The sequence below is a fragment of the Cellulomonas sp. P5_E12 genome (genome assembly GCF_054049315.1).
In genome coordinates this window covers 121,978-143,673 of the sequence record NZ_JBFUMP010000012.1, presented here as the reverse complement: position 1 = coordinate 143,673, position 21,696 = coordinate 121,978, and the positions used below count along the sequence as shown (strand labels likewise).

Here is a 21,696-nt window from a genome sequence, read left to right as displayed (position 1 = left end):
CCGACGCCCTCGCCGCCGCCGAGCAGGCGCAGACCGACGCCCAGGCCGCCCAGACCGCTGCGGCGGCCGAGCGCGACGGCCTCATCACGGCCCTCGCCGCGGCCCGCCAGACCAGCGCCGACGTCGAGCGCCAGCGCCAGGACTTCCTCGACCAGCAGCGCCGCGATCGCGAGGAGGCGGCCGCCCGGGCCGCGGCCCTGCGGCCCCCGCCGGCGCCGGTCGTCGCGACGCCGCCCCCGGCCACCGGTGGCTCGTCGTCCTCGGGCGGCGGGTCGACGACCACCCCTCCCGCCACGACGACGCCTCCCGCCACGACCGCGCCCCCCGCCACGACCACGCCGCCCGTCACGACCGCGCCGCCGGTCACGACCGCGCCTCCCGTCACCACCGCGCCGCCGGTCGTCACCACGCCGCCGCCGCCCGTCACCACGCCGCCCCCGACCACCCCGGCCCCGCCGAGGTACGGCCTCGGCACCGGCACGTCGCGCGGCTCGGCCGGAGGGGGCGCGGCCGCCCTGGCCTGGGCGAAGACCAAGATCGGGCTGCCGTACATCTGGGGCGGCGTCGGTCCCGCGGGCTACGACTGCTCCGGCCTGACCATGACGTCCTGGCGCACCGCGGGGGTCAACCTCGCCCGCACCACGCGCGACCAGTACAAGCAGGTCCTCAAGATCAGCTACAACGAGCTGCGCCCCGGCGACCTCGTCTTCTGGTCCACCGACCCGAACAACGCCGACGCGATCTACCACGTGGCCATCTGGGCGGGCAACGGCCAGATCATGGAGGCGTCCAAGCCGGGCGACCCCCTCCGCGTCACCTCCATGCGCTGGGGCAGCACGATGCCCTACGCCGGCCGCCCCTAGCACCGGCCACCCGGCCTTCCCCCCGCCTGATCCCGCAACGTCCGCACATTCGATCGTCCGTACGCTCGAACATGCGGACGTCCGCATCACCCCGACCGGAACGTCCGCAGATTCGGTTGTCGGGACGCTTGATCGTGCGGACGTTGCGGGGCTGAACGTCAGAGTGCTGGGCGCCAGCCCGCCTTGCGGAGCGCGCGCTCGACGATGTCGAGCTGGCGTTCAGGGTCCAGGCGGAGACCGAGGCTCGGCACCCTGAGCACGATCTCTCCGCCCAACGCGATCTCGTTGTGCCGAAGGCTGTCGTCGACCCATCGGTCGAGCCGCAGGTGGCCGATGCCGTCGATCTCGACCACCACGCGCCATCGTCGCCACCGCACGTCGAGGTACGACCGCCCGCCAGGATGGTCGACGACGGACTGGCGGTCAGGCTCGGGCAGCCCCCGACGGCGGCACATCGCGGCGAAGTCGAGCTCGTTCAACGACCGGACACCGTCTGCCACGTCTCCGAGAACGGCCCGGAGCAGCGTGCGCCGCTTGTCCCGGCGGACGCGGTCCAGCACATCGGACAGGGCGCTCGGGCTGGTCAGCCGCTGCTGCACGGGCGCGACGAGCAGCAGCGCCGCCTCCCGGTCGGTGCGAGCCCACAGCGCCGCCTGGATGGTCGCGACCTCCGGCCTCGTGCGCGGGATGCCCGCGCCAATGACGTCGTCGTCCCGCCAGCGTCGCGTCTCGTGCAGGCGGACGTCGGACGCGGTCACCATCGGGTGGGACGACTTCGGCGCGCAGACGTGGACCAGGCCGTCCCCGGCGATGCCCTCGAGTCCTGCTGCCTGGAGAGCGCTGAGACCTCCGAGGGCCGCGCGGGGCCGGACGCCGCGAGCGGCCTGCGGTGCGCACTCCAGCACGGCGAGCCACCAGTCCGCTCGGTCGTCGCGGGTGGAGGGCCGCACGACGAGGCTGCGCCGGCCGGCCGGGCGCCACCGCTCGGCATCGACTTCCGCCCTGAGGTGCGACGGAGTGACGCCGACAGCGAGCGCTTGCGACCGCGCGACCACGCCCGCCTGACGGTCGGCCAGCTGTTCCACGGCACACCGTCGGCGGGCTCGATCTGGCGAGGACGACATCGAGCGAGCGTGGCGCCCCGCCGCAGCCACGGACCCGACGGGGGCGGATCCGTGGACGAGGCTGCGGATGACCGGCCCTGGGGGCGTCTCGAGAGCAGGAGCAAGCCGGTCCACAACGTCCGCACATTCGAGCGCCGGGACGACCGAATCTGCGGACGCAAGGGGCTGGAATGCGCAACGTCCGCACAATCAGGCGTCGGGACGCTCGAATGTGCGGACGTTGCGGGGAAAGCAGGAGAGCTAGAGCCGGCGGCTCAGTGGGCGTAGTAGTTCGTGTCGATGGCTCGCTGGCGGCTGCGCTCGATCTCGGCCTCGGCCTCCGAGCGGCCCGTCCAGTGGGCGCCCTCGACGGACTTGCCGGGCTCGAGGTCCTTGTAGACCTCGAAGAAGTGCTGGATCTCGAGGCGGTGGAAGTCGGAGACGTCGTCGATGTCCTGGCGCCAGGCGGCCCGCTGGTCACCGGTGGGCACGCACAGGACCTTGTCGTCGCCGCCGGCCTCGTCGCGCATGCGGAACATGCCGAGGGCCCGGCAACGGATGAGGCAGCCGGGGAACGTCGGCTCCTCGAGCAGCACCAGCGCGTCCAGCGGGTCGCCGTCCTCGCCGAGGGTGCCCTCGATGAAGCCGTAGTCGTCGGGGTAGCGCGTCGAGGTGAACAGCATCCGGTCGAGGCGGATGCGCCCCGTCGCGTGGTCCACCTCGTACTTGTTGCGCTGACCCTTCGGGATCTCGATCGTGACGTCGAACTCCACAGCAGCTCTCCTCCGCCCACGTCCGCGCCCGGAATCCGGGACCGTCGGTCGCGCGACACTCGTCGTGCGGCGCGCCGAGGTGTCGGGGGCGCCCTTGTCTCGGACAGTAGTCTGACGCACCGCGGGGCGGGGCGTCCCGCGACGGATCGAGCGGGGCGGGTGACGATGGCCACAGCGGCGAGGGTCGTCGGCACGGGCCTGCTCGTGGTCATCCTGGCAGGTGCGGCGTACGTGACGGCCGACGCGTACGACGTGGTGCCGGGCATGGTGACCCTCGAGGAGGCGCCGCCCGAGCCCCTGCCGTTCCCCACGGCTCCCGGTGCGGTCGACCCGACGACGACCGTCCCGGCGCTCACCGACCTCGATCCGCAGGCGCCCGTGCCGGGCGACCCCGCCGTCCAGGCGCTCGTCGACGGGCTCGTCGCCGACCCCAGGATGGGTGCGAGCGTCGGCGTGGTCGTCGCGGACCAGCTCACGGGCGACGTGCTCGCGGGTCACGTGCCGGAGCAGGGCCGGACCCCGGCGTCGACGGCCAAGCTGGTCACGGCCATCGCGTCGCTGGACACCCTCGGCCCGGACGTCACGTTGCCGACGAGCGTCGTGCGCGGGTCGGGCAGCAGCATCGTGCTGGTCGGCGGGGGAGACATGATGCTCGCCGCGGGCGCGGGCGACCCGACGGCCGTCGAGGGCCACGCGGGCCTCGCCGACCTCGCCGCCCAGGTGGCGAAGGCCCTGCAGCTCGAGGGCGTGGGCACGGTGAGCCTCGGGTTCGACGACTACCTGTTCACCGGGCCGTCCCTGAGCCCGACGTGGAACACGGCGGACATCGCCGCGGGGTTCGTCGCACCCGTCACCGCGCTCGCGGTCGACACTGCCAAGATCAAGCCCGGCGAGTACCCCCCGCGCTACCCGGACCCGTCGCTCGCGGCGGCGAAGGTGTTCGCGCAGCGGCTGACGGAGGCGGGCATCGCGGTCGACGGCACGCCCACCCGGACCGTCGCGCCCGACGGCGGGCGCGAGATCGGCGTCGTGCAGTCCGCGCCGCTGGACGGGATCGTGCACCACTTCCTCGACACGTCCGACAACACGATCACGGAGGTGGTCAGCCGGCTGGTCGCCATCCACGAGGGCCTGCCGCCCAGCTTCGAGGGCGGCGCGACCGCGGTGCTGCACGCGGTGTCGGTGGAGGGCATCGATATCGACGGCGCGCACCTGGTCGACGCGTCGGGCCTCGGCGCGGGCTCGGTGCTGCCGCCCGACCTCCTGCTCGGCCTGCTGCGGCTGGCCACCGACCCCGCGCACGGTGTGCTGCGCGACGTCGCCACGGGCATGCCGATCGGGGGCCTGACGGGCACCCTGAGCGACCGGTACACGCAGTCGAGCGCCCGCGGCCTGGTGCGCGCGAAGACCGGCAGCCTGCCGCACGTGACGGCGCTGGCGGGGACGGTCCTGGACGCCGACGCGCGCCAGCTGGTGTTCGTCGTGCTGGCGGACGCGACGCCCGACGGTGGCCAGTGGGCGCCGCGCGCCGCCATCGACTCGTTCGTCACCGCGCTGTCGGGCTGCGGCTGCGGTTAGTTTGACCGGGTGGAGACCCCCGAAGGACCGGTCGACTGGGACCTTGCCGCCCGCATCGCCGGACGGCTTGCCGCCCCCGGACCCCTCGCCGGCCGCGACGAGCTGGTCGCGCTCGTCGACGAGCTGCGCGACGCCGCGGGCCGCGCCGCCGTCCACGCCTCGCGCATCACCGGGCTGGAGGCCGTCGACGGCACCCCGCCCGCCGAGGTCTCCCGCGTGGTCGTCGTCGACCGCGCGCGCTGGGCGCGGGCCAACGCGGAGACGTTCGCGGCGATGACGGGGCCGCTCGCGACGAGCGAGACGAGCAACGCGTCCCGCGCGGCGGCCGCCGTCCAGGTCGGCGGCGTCCTCGCGCTGCTGTCCGGCAAGGTCCTCGGTCAGTTCGACCCGTTCACGGCGCGCGAGGGCCGCGGGCGCCTGCTTCTCGTCGCGCCCAACGTGCTGCACCACGAGCGCCGGCTGCGGGTCGACCCGTCGGACTTCCGGCTCTGGGTCGCACTGCACGAGCAGACCCACGCGTTGCAGTTCGCGGCGGCACCCTGGCTGGCGGAGCACCTGCGGGGCCGGGCGGGCGAGCTCATGGGCGACCTCGCGGCGGACAAGGCGCTGGTCCCGCGCGTGGGCGAGCTCGTGCGGGCGGTGTCGCGCGCCATGGCGGCGGGTGMCGACGACGGCGTGGGCGTGCTCGACCTGCTCTCCGCCCGCCAGCGGGAGGTCTTCGAGGAGGTCGGCGCGGTCATGTCGCTGCTGGAGGGGCACGCCGACGTCGCGATGGACGAGGTCGGGCCGCGGGTGGTGCCGAGCGTCCGCAAGATCCGCAAGGCGTTCGAGACCCGCCGCGACGAGGCCGCGAAGGCGAAGGGCTTCGACCGCGTGCTGCGGCGGCTGCTCGGCCTCGACACCAAGCTCGCGCAGTACCGCGACGGCGCCGCGTTCGTCCGGGCGGTGCGCAAGGACGTCGGCCTGGCCGGCCTCAACGCCGTGTGGACGTCGGCGGAGCACCTGCCGAAGCCCCAGGAGATCTCGGACCCGCGGGCATGGGTGCGCCGGGTGCACGGGTGAGCGGTCCGGCCCCGTCGGTCGCCGCGGTCCGCTCGGCGGTCGCGGCATCGGTCGCGGACCTGCCCCCCGACGCGCTGGTGCTGGTCGCCTGCTCGGGTGGACCGGACTCGCTCGCACTCGCGGCGGGCTCGGCGTTCGTGGCGCAGCGGTCCGCGCGTCGGGGGCCCGCCTGGCGCGCCCTGGGCATCGTCGTCGACCACGGCCTCCAGGACGGGTCGGGGCAGGTTGCCGACGAGGCCGCGGCGGCCTGCCGGACCCTCGGCCTGGATGCGGAGGTCGTCCGGGTCGAGGTCGACGGGCGCGGGGAGGCCGCCGCCCGGACGGCGCGCTACGCGGCGCTGGAGAGGGTGGCCGACGAGCGCGGTGCCGCCGCCGTGCTGCTGGGCCACACGCTCGACGACCAGGCCGAGACCGTGCTGCTGGGCCTGGCCCGTGGCTCGGGCGCGCGGGCGCTCGCGGGCATGCCGGCGGTGCGCGGACGGTTCCGACGCCCGCTGCTCGCGCTGCGCCGGGCCGACACCGTGGCGGTCTGCGCGGCGCTCGGCCTGCGCCCCTGGCAGGACCCGACCAACGACCACGAGCACCCCGACTCCGCCCTGCGCAGCCGGGTCCGCGGCGAGGCGCTGCCGACGCTCGAGCGCGTGCTCGGCCCCGGCGTCGCGGAGGCGCTGGCGCGCACGGCGGCCCAGCTGCGCGAGGACGCCGACGTGCTGGACGTGCTGGCGGGCGAGCTGCTCGACGCCGCGCGCACCGACGAGGGCCTCGACCTCGACGTCCTCGCGCACGCCCCGGCTGCGCTGCGCACGCGCGCGCTGCGGGCCGCCGCCGTCGCCGCGGGAAGCCCGGCGGGGGCGCTCCATCGCGCGCACGTGCTGGCGGTCGACGCGCTGGTCACGGACTGGCACGGACAGGGTGCCGTCGCGCTGCCGGGCGGAGTCGCGGCCCGCCGGGCGTGTGGCAGGCTTGCTCTGGGCCCGGCCCCCGCGTCGTAGCGGGAGCCAGCCGGGTACGTGGATCAAGAGGAGCAACTTCGGTGGACCCTGCGGACATGGGCGACGACCTCGAGCGGGTCCTCCTCACCGAGGAGCAGCTGCACCAGCGGCTCGACGAGATCGCGGCGAAGATCGACGCCGACTACGAGGGCAAGGACCTGCTGCTCGTCGGCGTCCTGAAGGGCGCGGTCATGGTCATGGCCGACCTGGCCCGGCGCCTGCACCACTCGGTGCAGATGGACTGGATGGCGGTCTCGTCGTACGGCTCGGGTACCAAGTCCTCGGGCGTCGTGCGGATCCTCAAGGACCTCGACGCGGACCTCACCGGCCGGCACGTGCTCATCGTCGAGGACATCATCGACTCGGGCCTGACCCTCTCCTGGCTCCTGTCCAACCTGCGCTCGCGCGGCCCGGCCACGGTCGAGATCGCGACGATGCTCCGCAAGCCCGAGGCGTCCAAGGTCGACGTCGACGTCCGTTACGTGGGCTTCGACATCCCGAACGAGTTCGTCGTCGGCTACGGCCTGGACTACGCGGAGAAGTACCGGAACCTGCCGTTCGTGGGCACCCTCGCCCCCCACGTCTACGGCGCCTGAGCGCGAGTGCGCCCTCGGTGAACACGGTCGGGTTCCCTCAGGAACTCCGTGTAACTTCGAGGCCACCAGTCCCGCGAGCGGAGGTTGAGGGGCCCTGCCCCGATCGCCCATGAACGTCAAGCGACTAGCACGAGGCCCCATCCTGTGGGTCATCATCGCCGTGATCCTGCTGTACATCGGCGCCTCCACGCTCGCCTCCCCGCGCATCAGCAAGATCGACACGTCCGACGGCATCACGCTGCTCGCGGACGGCAAGGTCGACCAGGCGAAGATCACGGAGGGTGTCCAGCGGGTCGACCTGACGCTGAAGGCGGACTTCGAGAAGGACGACAAGAACCTCGGCAAGCTGGTCCAGTTCAACTACGTGGTGCCGCAGGGCGAGTCCGTCGTCAACGCGATCGCGGACGCGGACCTGGACAAGGGCTACACGTCCGTCGTGCCGCAGACCTCGTGGTGGAGCAGCCTGCTCGGGCTGGTGCTGCCGTTCGTCATCATCCTGGGCATCTTCTGGTTCCTCATGTCCAACATGCAGGGCGGCGGCTCGCGGGTGATGAGCTTCGGCAAGTCGAAGGCGAAGCTGGTCAACAAGGAGTCCCCGCAGGTCACGTTCTCGGACGTCGCGGGTGTCGACGAGGCGGTCGAGGAGCTCCAGGAGATCAAGGAGTTCCTCGCGGAGCCGGCCAAGTTCCAGGCCGTCGGCGCCAAGATCCCCAAGGGCGTGCTGCTGTACGGCCCTCCCGGAACCGGCAAGACGCTGCTCGCCCGCGCGGTCGCCGGTGAGGCGAGCGTGCCGTTCTACTCGATCTCCGGCTCGGACTTCGTCGAGATGTTCGTCGGTGTCGGCGCCAGCCGTGTCCGTGACCTGTTCRACCAGGCCAAGGAGAACGCCCCGGCGATCATCTTCATCGACGAGATCGACGCCGTCGGCCGCCACCGCGGCGCCGGCATGGGCGGCGGGCACGACGAGCGCGAGCAGACCCTCAACCAGATGCTGGTCGAGATGGACGGCTTCGACGCGAACGCGAACGTCATCCTCATCGCCGCCACCAACCGCCCCGACATCCTCGACCCCGCGCTCCTGCGCCCCGGCCGGTTCGACCGCCAGGTGGCCGTGGATCCGCCGGACCTCAAGGGTCGTGAGCGGATCCTGCAGGTGCACTCGCAGGGCAAGCCGATGGCGCCGCACGTCGACCTCAACGTCGTCGCCCGCCGCACCCCCGGGTTCACCGGCGCGGACCTGGCCAACGTGCTCAACGAGGCCGCGCTGCTCACCGCGCGCACCGGCCAGGCGACCATCACCGACCACACGCTGGACGAGGCGATCGACCGCGTCATCGCGGGCCCGCAGAAGCGCACGCGGATCATGAACTCCAAGGAGATCAAGATCACCGCGTACCACGAGGGCGGCCACGCCCTGGTGGCGGCGGCGCTCCGGTACACCGACCCGGTCACCAAGGTGACGATCCTGCCGCGCGGTCGCGCGCTCGGGTACACGATGGTCATGCCCACCGAGGACAAGTACTCGACCACCCGCAACGAGCTGCTGGACACGCTGTCCTACGCCATGGGCGGTCGCGTGGCCGAGGAGCTCGTGTTCCACGACCCGACGACGGGTGCGAGCAACGACATCGAGAAGGCGTCGGCGACGGCCCGCAAGATGGTCACGCAGTTCGGCATGAGCGCCCGGCTCGGCGCGATCCAGCTCGGCCAGGCCTCCGGCGAGGTCTTCATGGGCCGCGACATGGGCCACGGGCGCGACTACTCCGAGGACATCGCCGCCTCCATCGACCTCGAGGTCCGCTCGCTGATGGAGCGGGCGCACGACGAGGCGTGGGAGATCCTGGTCGAGTACCGCGACGTGCTCGACGCGCTCGTGCTCGAGCTGCTCGAGAAGGAGACGCTCAACCAGGAGCAGCTCGCCAAGATCTTCGAGCCGATCACCAAGCGGCCGCCGCGCCAGGTGTGGCTCTCGAGCGAGCAGCGCGCGGTCTCGGACCGGCCGCCGGTCATGACGGCCGCGGAGAAGGCGGCCCTGAACGGCCACCCGATCATCCCCGAGGACGAGGCCGCCGAGGCCTTCGGGTTCCCGGGGGAGCACATCATCCAGGTGCCGCCGTCGCAGACCCCGGACGCGTAGGGACCACGATGGCGGACGGGACGATCGGGCCGGTGCACACGCACGGCACCGCAGTGGGGGAGTACGACCAGGACCGCGTCGAGGCTGCCATCCGCGAGCTGTTGATCGCGGTGGGCGAGGACCCCGACCGCGAGGGCCTCAAGGAGACGCCGGCGCGGGTGGCGCGGGCGTACCGCGAGATCTTCGCGGGCCTGTACCAGGAGCCCGCCGACGTGCTGACCACCACCTTCGACCTCGGCCACGAGGAGATGGTGCTGGTCAAGGACATCGAGGTGTACTCCACGTGCGAGCACCACCTGGTGCCCTTCCACGGTGTCGCGCACGTCGGCTACATCCCGGGGGTCGACGGCCGCATCACGGGCCTGAGCAAGCTGGCCCGGCTGGTCGACGTGTACTCGCGCCGCCCGCAGGTGCAGGAACGCCTCACGTCGCAGATCGCCGACGCCCTGGTCGCGGAGCTGGAGCCCCGCGGCGTGCTCGTCGTCGTCGAGTGCGAGCATCTCTGCATGTCGATGCGCGGGGTCCGCAAGCCGGGCTCCCGCACGGTGACCTCCGCGGTGCGCGGGCAGATGCGGGACGTCGCCACCCGGGCCGAGGCCATGAGCCTCGTGCTCGGCCGCTGACGCCCCCGCCGGCACACCCTAGGCTCGGCACCGTGACAGGCCCCGGCCCCTCCGCCCGCCCGGCACCGCTGCCGGCGGGTCTGCACGACCTGCGGCGCACGCTCGTCATGGGCGTCGTCAACGTCACCCCGGACTCGTTCTCGGACGGCGGTCGCTGGTTCACGCCCGGCGCGGCGGTGGCGCATGGCCTCGAGCTGCTCGACCAGGGCGCGGACCTGCTGGACGTCGGCGGTGAGTCGACGCGCCCCGGCGCCCGGAGGGTCGCGGTCGACGACGAGCTGGCCCGGGTGCTGCCCGTGATCGAGGAGCTGGTCGCGCGCGGCGCCACGGTCAGCGTCGACACCACGCGCGCGGTCGTCGCCCGGCAGGCGGTGGAGCGGGGTGCCGCGATCATCAACGACGTCTCGGGCGGCCTGGCCGACGACCAGATGTACGAGGCGGTCGCCGAGTCGGGCGCGGTCTACGTGGCGATGCACTGGCGCGGGCACGCCGACGTCATGGACGACCTCGACGACTACGACGACGTGGTGACGGACGTCCGACGCGAGCTCGCCGCGCGCGTCGCCGCGCTGCGGGCGGCGGGCGTGCGCGACGAGCAGGTGGTGCTCGACCCGGGTCTGGGCTTCGCCAAGTCGGGGGCCAGCAACTGGCCGCTGCTCGCGCGGCTCCCGGAGCTGGTGGCGGACGGCTTCCCGGTACTGGTCGGCGCGAGCCGCAAGCGGTTCCTCGGGCACCTGCTGGCAGGCCCGGACGGGGCACCCGCGCCACCGCTCGCGCGCGACCGTGCCACCGCGGCCGTGTCCGCGCTGGTGGCGGCGGCGGGGGCCTGGTGCGTGCGGGTGCACGAGGTGCCCGGCTCCGCGGACGCCGTGCGTGTCGCCGCGGCGTGGGAGGGTGCGCACGGGAGCGCGGGCGGTGGGGCCACCGAGGACCCGATCGAGGACGAGCTGGCCGTGGACGAGGACGCGAGAACCGGAGGGAGCACGCGGTGACGACGGACGACGAGAGCCGGCACGACGCGCTGGACGCCAGCGGGCGCCGGCTCGACCAGATCAGGCTGACGGGCATCACCGCGATGGGCTACCACGGGGTGTTCGAGCACGAGCGCCGGGAGGGGCAGACGTTCGTCGCGGACATCGTGGTCCACCTGGACACCCGTCGGGCCGCCGCCCGCGACGACCTCGCGCACACCCTGCACTACGGCGAGCTGGCCGAGCAGGTGGCCGCCGTGCTGTCGGGCGAGCCGGTCGACCTCATCGAGACCGTGGCCGAGCGCATCGCGGCGACCGTGCTGGCCTCGGGCATCGTGCAGGCGGTCGACGTCGCCGTGCACAAGCCGAACGCGCCCATCACCGTCCCGTTCGGCGACGTCGTGGTCGCCATCCACCGCGACCGGTCCAAGCTGCCCGCCGCCGAGCCGTACCGGCCACGCCCGATCACGGAGCCGACCTCCCGGCCCGTGCCCACCGCGACGGCGACCTTCCCGGTGACGCCGGCGCCCGGCGGGGCGGTCGTCGCGGCGGCTGTGCCGACCGGCCCGCCCGCACCCGGGGCGCTGTCGGTGGAGGGTCCCGACGCCTCGACCGAGCTCGCCCCGTACGCGCCGGAGGAGCAGGTGGTCACCGGCGAGGTGGTCGTCGACGTCTTGGACCAGGTCCCGGATCAGCCGGTCGAGATCGTCCTCGCGCTCGGCGCCAACCTCGGTCCCGCGCAGGAGACGCTGCGCCAGGCGGTCACCGACCTGGCCGGGACCCCGGGGATCGAGGTCACGGAGGTCTCGCCGCTGGCCCGGACCGCCGCCGTCGGCGGTCCGGAGCAGTCCCCGGACTACCTCAACGCCGTCGTGCTCGCGAGGACCACCCTCGCCGCGCGGGAGCTGCTGCGCGCCACCCAGGCGATCGAGCAGGCCCATGGCCGGGAGCGGCAGGAGCACTGGGGGCCGCGGACCTTGGACATCGACATCGTGCTGTACGGCTCGGTGCTCGCCGTGACCGACGACCTCGAGCTGCCGCACCCGCGGGCCCACGAGCGCGCGTTCGTGCTGCAGCCGTGGGCGCAGCTGGACCCGCAGGCCGTGCTGCCGGGCCTCGGCGGCGGGCCGGTGGGCGCGCTGGCCGCGACGGCGCCGGACCGTGAGGGCGTCCGGTGGCTCGCGCTCGACTGGCTGACCGCTCCGATCCCGGCCGGCAACGACACGGGTGCGGTCCAGACCGGCCGGCCGGAGGCCCAGGACGCGTGATCCATCGCACCCGCTGGCAGACGCTGCTGCTGATCGCCGCCGCCGGCGCCGCGATCACGTGGATCGTGCTGCGCGCCGTCGCGGGTCGCGGCGGCATGCTGCCCTCCGTCCCGTGGCTGGTGGTCGTGGTGGAGCTGCTCATCGCGGCCGTCGTGTTCTCCATGGGCTGGGCGGTGCGGCAGTTCCTGCACGGCAAGCGGCCCACGCTCGACCCGATCCGCGCGGCCCGCACTGCGGTGCTCGCCAAGGCGTCGTGCTACACGGGCGCGCTCCTGGCCGGCTGGTACGGCGGCCAGGTGCTGACCCTGGTCAGCGACCTCGACGTGCCCGGCAACGGGGGACGGGCCGCCGCCGCGGGGGTGGCGGCGGGCGGTGCCGTGGTGCTCGCGGTCGTGGGCCTGGTGGTCGAGTGGTTCTGCCGCGTGCCGCCGCCCGAGGCTGGTGCCGACGCCGCCAGCGAGCGGCCCGCAGCGGACCCCAGCGCCCCGTGAGCGGGTGGGAGGATGGATCCATGACCTCCGACGCCGTCCCCGGCACTCGCGAGCCGTTCGACCCCGCCGACGTCACCTGGACCCCGGTGTCGCGTCGGCTGGTCGGCGCGCGGCTCACGACGACGGCCATCGTGCAGACCCCGATCCTCGTGCTGACCGTGCTGCTCGCGGTGCTCGTCGGCGACGCCTGGTTGTGGGTGTTCCCGGCCGTCGTCCTGCTGTTCTTCCTGTGGATCGTCTGGTTGGTGCCGCGCCAGGTGCGGGCGATGGCCTACGCCGAGCGAGCGGACGACCTGCTGGTGCGGCGCGGCATCATGTTCCGCTCGCTGGTGGTCGTGCCGTACGGCCGCATGCAGTACGTCGACGTCAACGCGGGGCCGCTGGCCCGGCGGTTCCAGATCGCCTCGGTGCAGCTGCACACCGCGTCCCCGGCGACGAGCGCGTCGATCGACGGCCTTCCGCCCCACGAGGCCGCGCGCCTGCGGGACCGGATGGCATCGCGGGGCGAGGCGCGGCTGGCGGGGCTGTGACCAGCTCACCGGACGTGGAGACCGAGCGCGACGAGGACGTCACCGGGTGGCGTCGGATGCATCCGGTCACGCCGGCGCTCAAGGGATGGAAGGTGCTCGTCGCGGTCCTGGCCATCGGCTGGTTCCAGATCGGCGAGAACCTCAAGCAGGCGATCGACCTCATGCACGGGACCGCGTTCCTGGCGCTGATCGGGTCGATCATCCTGGTCGGGCTGATCGGGTTCGGCTACTCCGCGGTCGCGTGGCGGGTCACGCGGTTCGCGGTCACCGACGAGGCCGTCCACCTGCGCACCGGCATCCTCTTCCGCCAGCAGCGCCAGGCGCGCCTCGACCGGCTCCAGGCCGTCGACGTCGTGCAGCCGCTTCTCGCCCGGCTGGTCGGGCTCGCGGAGCTCAAGCTCGAGGTGGCCGGGGGCAGCGGGTCGGCGGTGTCGCTGGCGTTCCTGCGGGAGGCCGAGGCGGAGGCGCTGCGCGCGGAGCTGCTGGCGCTGGCGGCCGGGCTCCAGCGTCCGGCGGCCGTGGCGCCCGTCGTGGAAGACGCGCAGGCGGTCCCCGCGGCGCCGCCGGCGTTCGAGGTCGCCCCCGAGCGGCAGGTGTACGAGCTGCCGATGGGGCGGCTCGTCGCGGCCACCCTGCGCTCCGGCGTGGTGCCGGGGCTGCTGCTGCTCGTGGCGGGCGCGATCACGCTGGGCATCGTGTCCCGGGACATCAGCGCGGCGTTCGTGCTGCTCGCCCCGCTGTTCGCTGGCATCACGTTCGTGTGGAGCCGGATCAACCAGGGCGCCAACTTCCGCGCGGCGATCTCGCCCGACGGGATACGACTGCGGCACGGCCTCACGGAGGCTCGCACCCAGACGGTGCCGCCGGGACGCGTCCAGGCGATCCGGCTGCGGCAGGGCCCGCTGTGGCGCGGTCCGGACTGGTGGCGCGTCGAGATCAACGTCGCGGGCTACGGCCAGGGCGACCAGCAGCAGCGGGACACCGTGCTGCACCCGGTCGCCACGCGGGGCGACGCCCTGACTGCGCTCTGGCTCGTGCTGCCCGACCTGGGCGTCGACGACCCCGCGGGCCTGATCGACGCCGCCCTGTCGGGCCGGGACGCCGACGGCGGCTTCACGTCCGCGCCCCGCAGGGCCCGGTGGGTCGACCCCGTCGGCTGGCGGCGGCACGGCGTGAGGGTCACCGAGCGGGCGCTGGTGACCCGGTCGGGCCGCTTCTGGCGCAGCGTCGACGTCGTGCCGCACGAGCGCACGCAGTCGCTGGGCCTCGCGCAGGGTCCCGTGCAGCGCCGTCTCGGGCTCGCGTCGTTCGTGCTGCACTCGACGCCCGGACCGGTGGCCCCGCGCGTGGAGCACCTCGACGCGGGCGTGGCGGCCGCGCTCCTCGACGAGCAGGCGGAGCGAGCGCGCAACGCTCGCGCGACGGCCACGCCCGAGCAGTGGATGCGAGCCGTGGGCGCGCCGACGCTTGAGCCCGGCGCGCAGCCGCCGCCGGTCGGACCGGGCTCGTGACCCCAGCGGACCCGGCGTCCCGCCCGGGCCGGCTCGGGGTCGGAGTGATCGGCACGGGGCGGGTCGGGGCGGTGCTGGGCAGCGCGCTGCGCGCCGCGGGCCACCCGGTGGTCGCGGTCTCCGCCATCTCGGAGGCCTCCCGCGAGCGCGCGTCGGCGCTGCTGCCCGGCGTCCCGGTGCTGGACATCCCGGAGGTCGTCCGCCGCGCGGAGCTCGTGCTCCTGACGGTCCCCGACGACGCCCTGCCGGGCCTGGTCCGGGGGCTGGCGGACGTGGGCGCCTGGCAGGTCGGGCAGATCGTGGTGCACACGTCGGGGCGGTTCGGCGTCGACGTGCTCGGGCCGGCGCGCGCGGCCGGCGTGATCCCGCTGGCGCTGCACCCGGCGATGACGTTCACGGGCACGTCGCTGGACGTGTCCCGGCTGGTCGGCTGCTCGTTCGCTGTCACCGCGCCGGGGCCGGTGCTGCCCATCGGCCAGGCCCTGGTGGTCGAGGTCGGCGGCGAGCCGGTGGTGCTGGCGGAGGAGGCTCGCGCGCTCTACCACGCGGCCCTGGCGCACGGCGCGAACCACCTCGTGGTGCTCGTCGCGCAGGCGGCGCAGGCGCTCGCGGCGGCCGGCGTCGCGGACCCGGGTCGCATGCTCGGCCCGCTCCTCGAGGCCGCGCTCGACGGCGCGCTGCGCGCGGAGTCCGCCGGGGGCGCGGGCGCGATCACCGCGCTGACGGGGCCGGTGCGCCGGGGCGATGCCGGCACGGTCCGCGAGCACGGTGTGGCCCTCACCACGTTCGCCGCCTCCACGGGCGCGGTCGACGTCGTCGCGGGATACCGTGCCCTGGCGCGCTCGGCGACGGGACGAGCGCTGGCGGCGGGGCTCATCGGCCCGGCGGCGGCGCAGGAGCTGCTCGACGGCATCAACGAGGACGCCGGGACGTTGCAGGTGGACGACGGGCCGGACCCGCAGGAGGACGACGAATGACGACGCAGACGACGACGCCGACGCTGGTGCACACGCGCGGCGCCCTGGCCGCGGCGCTCGCGGTGCAGGACGTGCAGGCGGTCCCGCGCACGGAGAGCACCGCGGGCAGAGTGGGGACGGCCCACACCGCGCGCCCGTACCGGCGTGCGGTCGTCATGACCATGGGCGCGCTGCACGCCGGGCACCTGTCGCTCGTCGCGCGCGCCCGCGAGCTGGCGGACGCCGTCGTCGTCACGATCTTCGTCAACCCGCTGCAGTTCGCGCCGACCGAGGACCTCGCGACCTACCCCCGCGACCTCGAGCGCGACGTCGCGCTGCTGTCCGGCCCCGGCCTGCTGGGTCCCGACGACATCGTGTTCGCGCCGGGTCCCGAGGTCGTGTACCCCGACGGCGACCCGATCGTGCGCGTGAGCGCGGGGGCGATCGGGGACGTGCTGGAGGGTGCCAGCCGGCCGGGCCACCTCGACGGCGTGCTCACGGTCGTGCTCAAGCTCATGCACCTCACGCGGCCCGAGGTCGCCCTGTTCGGCGCCAAGGATGCGCAGCAGCTGGCCGCCGTGCGCCGGATGGTCCGCGACCTCGACGTGCCGGTGACCGTTGTGGCGGCTCCGATCGTGCGCGACGACGACGGCATCGCGCTGTCCAGCCGCAACGCGTACCTGAGCGACGACGAACGCCGCCGCGCGCTCGGGCTGTCGCGCGCGGTTCGGGCCACGGGCAGTGCCGACGAGATCCGGACCGCCGCCCGCCGGGAGCTGGCGGACGTCGACGTGGACTACGTCGCGCTCGTGGACCCGGAGACGTTCGCGGAGGTCCCCGCGGGCTTCGTCGGCGAGGCCCTGCTGCTCGTCGCGGCCAGCCTCGGGACGACGCGGCTCATCGACAACGCGATGGTGGAGGTGCGCGCGTGACCACGCTGGCCCGCACGATGATGACCGGCAAGATCCACCGCGCGACGGTGACGCAGGCGGACCTGCACTACGTCGGGTCGGTCACGGTCGACCTCGACCTGCTTGAGGCCGCGGACATCCTGCCCGGGCAGCAGGTGGACGTCGTCGACGTCACCACCGGTGCCCGGCTGACCACGTACGCGATCCCGGGGGAGCGAGGTGCCGGCGAGGTCTGCATCAACGGTGCGGCCGCCCACCTGGTGCACCCCGGCGACGTCGTGATCCTCATCGCCTATGGGCGGCTCGCCGACGCCGAGGCGCGTGCCTACGAGCCCCGCGTCGTGCTGGTCGACGCCGACAACCGCATCGCCGACCTCGGGGACGACCCCGGGCAGGTCCCCGACGGCTGGGGCGACCTGGAACCCAGCGGCATCCCGTTCGCGACGGCCCGCCGGTGACGGCGGTCGCGAGCGCCGCGCCCATCACCAGCACCCGGCTGGCCACCCGCCTCGCCGCGCCCGAGCCCGGGTGGATCGTCGAGGCGGACGCGGTCGTCGTCGGGTCGGGCATCGCCGGTCTCACTGCCGCGCTGGAGCTGCGCACCCGCGTGCCGCGCGTCCTGCTGGTCACCAAGGACACGCTCGCGTCCGGGTCGACGGTCTGGGCGCAGGGCGGCATCGCCGCGGCGCTGGACCCGTCCGACTCGCCGTCCGCGCACCTGCAGGACACGCTCGTGGCCGGCGCCGGGCTCTGCGACCCGCGAGCGGTCGAGGTGCTGGTCACCGAGGGTCCCGCTCGGGTGCGCGAGCTGGTCGCCCGCGGTGCGGTCTTCGACACCGCGCCCGACGGGTCGATCTCGCTGACGCGCGAGGGCGGCCACCACGCGGACCGGATCGCGCACGCGGGCGGCGACGCCACCGGCGCGGAGATCTCCCGCGCGCTCGTCGCGCAGATCGAGGCGGTCCGCGACGACCCGGGCATCGAGGTCATCGAGCACGCGCTCGTCCTCGACGTCCTCACCGGCCCGCCGGGTGCGGACGGCCGCCCCGGCCGGGCGTGCGGCGTGACCCTGCACGTGATCGGCGAGGGGCAGCGCGACGGCGTCGGCGCCGCCCTGGGCCGCGCGGTCGTGCTGGCTACCGGCGGCATCGGCCAGGTCTTCCGGTCGTCCACCAACCCCGCGCAGGCGACCGGCGACGGGATCGCCGCCGCCCTGCGCGCGGGCGCGACCCTCGGTGACGTGGAGTTCGTGCAGTTCCACCCGACCGTGCTCTGGCTGGGTTCGGGCGTGAAGGGCCAGCTGACCCTCGTGTCGGAGGCCGTGCGCGGCGAGGGCGCGCTGCTGCTGGACACGGACGGCGTGCGGTTCATGCCGGACGTGCACCCGATGGCGGAGCTAGCGCCCCGGGACGTGGTCGCGCACGCGATCGTGCGCCGCATGGCGGAGACCGGGTCCGACCACGTGTGGCTGGACGCCCGGCACCTGGGCGCCGACTTCCTGCGACGACGGTTCCCGACCATCAACGAGCGGCTGCTCGAGCACGGCATCGACATGACCACCGACCTGGTCCCCGTCGCTCCCGCGCAGCACTACCACTCGGGCGGAGTCGCCACGGACCTGGTCGGGCGCACCAGCCTGGCCGGCCTGTACGCGGTCGGGGAGGTGGCGTGCACCGGCGTGCACGGCGCCAACCGGCTCGCGTCGAACTCGCTGCTCGAGGGCCTGGTGTTCGCCACGCGCGCCGCCCGGCACATCGCCGCGCAGGTCGCCGCGGGGGCGCTCACGCCGCTCGGGCCCGTCGTCCGCCCCGGCGACGAGGCGCTGGTCGCCGCCGCCTCGCGCGCCCGCGTGCAGCGGATCGCGTCGGAGGGCCCGGGCCCCMTGCGCTCCGGCGACGGGTTGCGCCGCGCGGCGACCGCGCTGGCCGCGGTGCCCACCGACGCCCACCTGCGCACCGACGAGGGCCGCCGGCTGGCAGCGCCCCAGGTCGCGGAGTGGGAGACGACGAACGTGCACCAGGTGGCGACTGTGCTGACCGCCGCCGCGCTCGAGCGCGAGGAGAGCCGCGGGGGTCACGCCCGCAGCGACTTCCCCCGGACCGAGCCGTCGTGGCGGGTGCGCCTGGAGCTGTCGCTCGACGCCGACGGCGCGCTCGTCAGCCGCCGCGCCGCGCTGTCCTGACGCCCCGCCGCCGCAGGTAGCGTGACGCCGTGACCCCGCACCCGCTCGCCAGCCCGTCCGGCCTCGACCCCGCGTGGATCGCGCGCACCGTGGCGACGGCCCTCGACGAGGACCTCGGCCCGGCGCCGGGGCGGGACGTGACCACGCAGTCGACCATCGCGGCGTCCGCGGTGGGCGCCGCGGACCTCGTCGCGCGGCAGGACGGGGTCGTCGCGGGCCTCGTCGTCGTCCCGGAGGTCGTCGGCCAGGTCGCCGCGCGGCTCGACCTGCCGGTGCCGACCGTCGACCAGCGCGTGCCGGACGGCTCGCGGGTCGCCCGCGGCGACGTCCTGGCCGTGCTGACCGGGCCGGTGCAGGTGCTGCTCGTCGCCGAGCGCACGCTGCTCAACCTCGCCTCGCGGGCGTCGGGCGTCGCCACCCACACGCGGCGCTGGGCCGACGCCCTCGACGGCACGGGCGCGCAGGTCCTGGACACCCGCAAGACGACCCCGGGGCTGCGCGCGCTGGAGAAGTACGCCGTGCGCTGCGGCGGCGGCACCAACAAGCGCATGGGCCTCTACGACGTGGCGATGGTGAAGGACAACCACGTGGTGGCGGCGGGCTCCGTGTCGGCGGCGGTGGAGGCCGTCCGGGCCCGGTTCTCCGAGGTCACCATCCAGGTCGAGGCGGACACCCTGGACCAGGCCCTCGAGGCCGTCGCGGCGGGCGCGCGGTTCCTGCTGCTCGACAACATGCCGACGCCGCTGCTCGCGCAGGTCGTCGCGGCCGTGCGGGCGGTGGACGACGGCGTCGAGCTCGAGGCGACCGGCAACCTCACGCTCGACCGCGCGCGGGAGGTCGCCTCCACGGGGGTCGACTACCTCTCGGTCGGCGGCCTCACGCACTCGTCGCCCATCCTGGACCTGGCTCTCGACCTCGAGCCGCTGCGGCCCGCGTGACGCAGCATGCACCGCTCGCGCCCGGGCGCACAGGGACCCGCCGGTAAGATCGTCCGGTGAGCGAGACGCCCCAGAGCACCCCTGCACCCGACGACGCCCCTGAGCAGATCCGGGTCCGCCGCGAGAAGCGGGAGCGTCTGCTCGCGGCCGGCGTCGAGGCCTACCCGGTGGGTGTGCCGCGCACCCACACGATCGCCCAGGTCCGAGCCGAGCACCCGGACCTCGAGGCGGGTCAGGAGACGGACGACGAGGTCGGCGTGGCCGGCCGCGTGGTGTTCGTCCGCATCGGCGGGAAGCTCTGCTTCGCCACGCTGCAGGACGGCGAGGGCAACCGGCTGCAGGCGATGTTCAGCCTCGACGCCGTCGGGCCGGAGCGGCTCGCCGCGTTCAAGACGGACGTCGACCTCGGTGACCACCTCTTCGTGCACGGCCGCGTGATCAGCTCGCGCCGCGGCGAGCTGTCCGTGCTCGCCGACGAGTGGCAGATCGCCGCCAAGTCCCTGCGCCCGCTGCCCAACCTCTTCGACGGCGCCGAGCTGTCCGAGGAGGCGCGCGTCCGCCAGCGGTACGTCGACCTCATCGTGCGCCCCGCCGCCCGGGAGACCGCCCGCCAGCGGCCCGCGCTGATGCGCTCGCTGCGCGACAACTTCCACCGCCGCGACTTCATCGAGATCGAGACGCCGATGCTGCAGACGCAGCCCGGCGGTGCGACCGCGCGGCCGTTCATCACGCACATGAACGCCTTCGACATCGACCTGTACCTGCGGATCGCCCCGGAGCTGTTCCTCAAGCGGGCGCTCGTCGGCGGCATCGAGCGGGTCTTCGAGATCAACCGCAACTTCCGCAACGAGGGCGCGGACTCCACGCACTCCCCGGAGTTCGCGATGCTCGAGGCGTACGAGTCCTACGGCGACTACGACACGATGGCCGCCCTGACCCGAGACCTCGTGCAGACGGCCGCCAAGGACGTCCTCGGCACCACGGTCGTCACCCTCCCCGACGGCCAGGAGTACGAGCTCGGCGGCGAGTGGGCCGAGCTCACGATGTACGGGTCGCTGTCGGAGTCGCTGGGCCAGGAGGTCACGCCCGAGACCTCGCTCGAGGAGCTCAAGGCGCTCGCCGCCCGGCTCGACGTCGAGTACGACCCGAAGCGCGTGAGCCACGGCAAGCTGGTCGAGCTGCTGTGGGAGGACCGCGTCGGCGACCACTTGTTCGAGCCAACATTTGTGCGCGATTTCCCGGTGGAGACCAGCCCGCTCACGCGCGATCACCGCGCGATCCCGGGCGTCGTCGAGAAGTGGGATCTCTATGTGCGCGGCGTCGAGCTCGCCACCGCATATTCGGAGCTCGTCGACCCCGTGATCCAGCGGAAGCGCTTCGAGGCGCAGGCGTTGCTGGCGGCCGCGGGCGACGACGAGGCGATGCGCGTCGATGAGGACTTTCTCACCGCCGTCGAGTACGCGTTGCCGCCTGCGGGAGGCCTCGGCCTCGGGATCGACCGACTTCTCATGGCGCTCACCGGACTGGGTATCCGCGAGACCATCCTGTTCCCGCTGGTGAAGCCGCAGAACTCATGAACCCCCTGTTCACGGCACTGGCGGCGCTCCTTCCGTCGATCGGCGTCGGCCTGTTGTTCTGGTTCGCCATCCGCGCGCTGGTCAATGCCGACCGCACGGAACGGCAGGCAATCGCCAGAATGGACGCCGCCGAACGCGCCGCAGAAGCCCGCGTCATTAATGGGGAATCCACTCCGTCCGATTGACGCCTTATTGCGCCGATGCGATAGTGAACGCGACAGCTTTTTCGTTCATCTGCCATACGGAGCGAGCAATGGCACAGAAGGTCCAGGTCCTGCTGGTCGACGACATCGACGGCGGAACTGCAGACGAGACCGTCACTTTTGGTCTCGACGGCGTCACCTATGAGATCGACCTGACGTCCGCGCACGCGGGCGAGCTGCGCGACGCGTTCGCCCAGTGGGTCGGCCACGCGCGCAAGGTCGGCGGACGCACGACGACGAGGTCGACGGCGGTCCGGGGGCGGCGTTCGTCGTCGGGCGACGCCCAGGCGATCCGCGAGTGGGCCAAGGAGCACGGGCACCATGTCTCCGAGCGCGGGCGCATCTCGGCGGAGGTCAAGTCCGCGTACGACGCGGCGCACTGACCCCAGTACGCACACGAGAGCCCGGCACCCCCGTGCCGGGCTCTCGTC

Annotated in this window: 22 protein-coding genes; 20 read left to right on the top strand and 2 right to left on the bottom strand. The window is 74.0% G+C overall.

Going from position 1 to position 21,696, the window contains the following annotated elements:
• Nucleotides 1–863: C40 family peptidase (locus ACXJKA_RS12090; protein WP_456825443.1), on the top strand; the 863-nt coding region annotated here is incomplete at its 5' end.
• 158 nt (nt 864–1,021) lie between these two features.
• Here ACXJKA_RS12090 and ACXJKA_RS12085 read toward each other — a convergent pair.
• Entirely contained in the window at nt 1,022–1,948 is a 927-nt protein-coding gene (locus tag ACXJKA_RS12085; protein WP_456825442.1) for a hypothetical protein, read from the bottom strand.
• 293 nt (nt 1,949–2,241) lie between these two features.
• Nucleotides 2,242–2,739: an inorganic diphosphatase gene (locus ACXJKA_RS12080; RefSeq protein ID WP_370502331.1), complete on the bottom strand. Its 498-nt coding sequence runs from the start codon at nt 2,737–2,739 to the stop codon at nt 2,242–2,244.
• 165 nt (nt 2,740–2,904) lie between these two features.
• On the opposite strand from ACXJKA_RS12080, the gene ACXJKA_RS12075 reads away from it, so the two are divergent.
• The 19 genes from ACXJKA_RS12075 to ACXJKA_RS11985 all read left to right on the top strand — a co-directional run bounded on the left by ACXJKA_RS12075 (nt 2,905) and on the right by ACXJKA_RS11985 (nt 21,648).
• On the top strand, nt 2,905–4,317 hold the full coding sequence (locus ACXJKA_RS12075) for a D-alanyl-D-alanine carboxypeptidase/D-alanyl-D-alanine-endopeptidase (RefSeq protein ID WP_456825449.1): 1,413 nt from the start codon (nt 2,905–2,907) through the stop codon (nt 4,315–4,317).
• Between the two features lie 9 nt (nt 4,318–4,326).
• The gene (locus ACXJKA_RS12070; protein ID WP_456825441.1) at nt 4,327–5,379 is read left to right on the top strand and encodes a zinc-dependent metalloprotease; all 1,053 of its coding nucleotides are present in this window, start codon (nt 4,327–4,329) and stop codon (nt 5,377–5,379) included.
• Nucleotides 5,376–6,371, top strand: a complete 996-nt coding sequence (tilS, locus tag ACXJKA_RS12065; protein WP_456825440.1) for a tRNA lysidine(34) synthetase TilS — start codon at nt 5,376–5,378, stop codon at nt 6,369–6,371. Before ACXJKA_RS12070 ends, tilS begins: the two co-directional genes overlap by 4 nt.
• Nucleotides 6,372–6,412: 41 nt before the next feature.
• Nucleotides 6,413–6,967 carry a hypoxanthine phosphoribosyltransferase gene (gene hpt, locus ACXJKA_RS12060; RefSeq protein ID WP_456825439.1) on the top strand — a complete coding sequence of 185 codons (555 nt, stop codon included), beginning with the start codon at nt 6,413–6,415 and terminating at the stop codon, nt 6,965–6,967.
• Nucleotides 6,968–7,076: 109 nt separating this feature from the next.
• On the top strand, nt 7,077–9,104 hold the full coding sequence (gene ftsH / locus ACXJKA_RS12055) for an ATP-dependent zinc metalloprotease FtsH (protein ID WP_456825438.1): 2,028 nt from the start codon (nt 7,077–7,079) through the stop codon (nt 9,102–9,104).
• 8 nt (nt 9,105–9,112) lie between these two features.
• Nucleotides 9,113–9,727 carry a GTP cyclohydrolase I FolE gene (gene folE / locus ACXJKA_RS12050; protein WP_456825437.1) on the top strand — a complete coding sequence of 205 codons (615 nt, stop codon included), beginning with the start codon at nt 9,113–9,115 and terminating at the stop codon, nt 9,725–9,727.
• 107 nt (nt 9,728–9,834) lie between these two features.
• Nucleotides 9,835–10,719 (top strand): dihydropteroate synthase, encoded by an 885-nt coding sequence (folP, locus tag ACXJKA_RS12045; RefSeq protein ID WP_456825448.1) that lies wholly within the window; start codon nt 9,835–9,837, stop codon nt 10,717–10,719.
• Nucleotides 10,716–11,966 (top strand): 2-amino-4-hydroxy-6-hydroxymethyldihydropteridine diphosphokinase, encoded by a 1,251-nt coding sequence (gene folK, locus ACXJKA_RS12040; protein WP_456825436.1) that lies wholly within the window; start codon nt 10,716–10,718, stop codon nt 11,964–11,966. Before folP ends, folK begins: the two co-directional genes overlap by 4 nt.
• Nucleotides 11,963–12,457, top strand: a complete 495-nt coding sequence (locus ACXJKA_RS12035) for a DUF3180 domain-containing protein (protein WP_456825435.1) — start codon at nt 11,963–11,965, stop codon at nt 12,455–12,457. The genes folK and ACXJKA_RS12035 overlap by 4 nt, the downstream gene beginning before the upstream one ends.
• A 20-nt stretch (nt 12,458–12,477) precedes the next feature.
• Complete coding sequence (locus tag ACXJKA_RS12030) at nt 12,478–12,987, top strand: PH domain-containing protein (RefSeq protein WP_456825434.1); 510 nt, start codon at nt 12,478–12,480, stop codon at nt 12,985–12,987.
• Nucleotides 12,984–14,498: a PH domain-containing protein gene (locus tag ACXJKA_RS12025; RefSeq protein ID WP_456825433.1), complete on the top strand. Its 1,515-nt coding sequence runs from the start codon at nt 12,984–12,986 to the stop codon at nt 14,496–14,498. Before ACXJKA_RS12030 ends, ACXJKA_RS12025 begins: the two co-directional genes overlap by 4 nt.
• Nucleotides 14,495–15,475, top strand: coding sequence for a Rossmann-like and DUF2520 domain-containing protein (locus ACXJKA_RS12020; protein WP_456825432.1), 981 nt, complete (start codon nt 14,495–14,497; stop codon nt 15,473–15,475). Before ACXJKA_RS12025 ends, ACXJKA_RS12020 begins: the two co-directional genes overlap by 4 nt.
• Nucleotides 15,472–16,386, top strand: coding sequence for a pantoate--beta-alanine ligase (panC, locus tag ACXJKA_RS12015; protein ID WP_456825431.1), 915 nt, complete (start codon nt 15,472–15,474; stop codon nt 16,384–16,386). Before ACXJKA_RS12020 ends, panC begins: the two co-directional genes overlap by 4 nt.
• Nucleotides 16,383–16,823, top strand: a complete 441-nt coding sequence (panD, locus tag ACXJKA_RS12010) for an aspartate 1-decarboxylase (RefSeq protein WP_456825430.1) — start codon at nt 16,383–16,385, stop codon at nt 16,821–16,823. Before panC ends, panD begins: the two co-directional genes overlap by 4 nt.
• Entirely contained in the window at nt 16,820–18,547 is a 1,728-nt protein-coding gene (locus ACXJKA_RS12005) for an L-aspartate oxidase (protein ID WP_456825429.1), read from the top strand. Before panD ends, ACXJKA_RS12005 begins: the two co-directional genes overlap by 4 nt.
• A 29-nt stretch (nt 18,548–18,576) precedes the next feature.
• On the top strand, nt 18,577–19,485 hold the full coding sequence (nadC, locus tag ACXJKA_RS12000; RefSeq protein ID WP_456825428.1) for a carboxylating nicotinate-nucleotide diphosphorylase: 909 nt from the start codon (nt 18,577–18,579) through the stop codon (nt 19,483–19,485).
• Nucleotides 19,486–19,541: 56 nt separating this feature from the next.
• Nucleotides 19,542–21,062, top strand: coding sequence for a lysine--tRNA ligase (gene lysS / locus ACXJKA_RS11995; protein WP_456825427.1), 1,521 nt, complete (start codon nt 19,542–19,544; stop codon nt 21,060–21,062).
• Nucleotides 21,059–21,247, top strand: coding sequence for a hypothetical protein (locus tag ACXJKA_RS11990; protein WP_456825426.1), 189 nt, complete (start codon nt 21,059–21,061; stop codon nt 21,245–21,247). Before lysS ends, ACXJKA_RS11990 begins: the two co-directional genes overlap by 4 nt.
• Nucleotides 21,248–21,315: 68 nt before the next feature.
• The gene (locus ACXJKA_RS11985) at nt 21,316–21,648 is read left to right on the top strand and encodes a histone-like nucleoid-structuring protein Lsr2 (RefSeq protein WP_456825425.1); all 333 of its coding nucleotides are present in this window, start codon (nt 21,316–21,318) and stop codon (nt 21,646–21,648) included.
• The last annotated feature ends 48 nt before the right edge of the window (nt 21,649–21,696 follow it).

Coding starts and splice junctions, on each gene's coding strand:
- ACXJKA_RS11985 (WP_456825425.1), top strand. CDS start 21,316: ATGGCACAGAAGGTCCAGGTCCTGCTGGTCGACGACATCGACGGCGGA.
- folE (WP_456825437.1), top strand. CDS start 9,113: ATGGCGGACGGGACGATCGGGCCGGTGCACACGCACGGCACCGCAGTG.
- folP (WP_456825448.1), top strand. CDS start 9,835: ATGGGCGTCGTCAACGTCACCCCGGACTCGTTCTCGGACGGCGGTCGC.
- ACXJKA_RS12075 (WP_456825449.1), top strand. CDS start 2,905: ATGGCCACAGCGGCGAGGGTCGTCGGCACGGGCCTGCTCGTGGTCATC.
- panC (WP_456825431.1), top strand. CDS start 15,472: ATGACGACGCAGACGACGACGCCGACGCTGGTGCACACGCGCGGCGCC.
- ACXJKA_RS12030 (WP_456825434.1), top strand. CDS start 12,478: ATGACCTCCGACGCCGTCCCCGGCACTCGCGAGCCGTTCGACCCCGCC.
- ACXJKA_RS11990 (WP_456825426.1), top strand. CDS start 21,059: ATGAACCCCCTGTTCACGGCACTGGCGGCGCTCCTTCCGTCGATCGGC.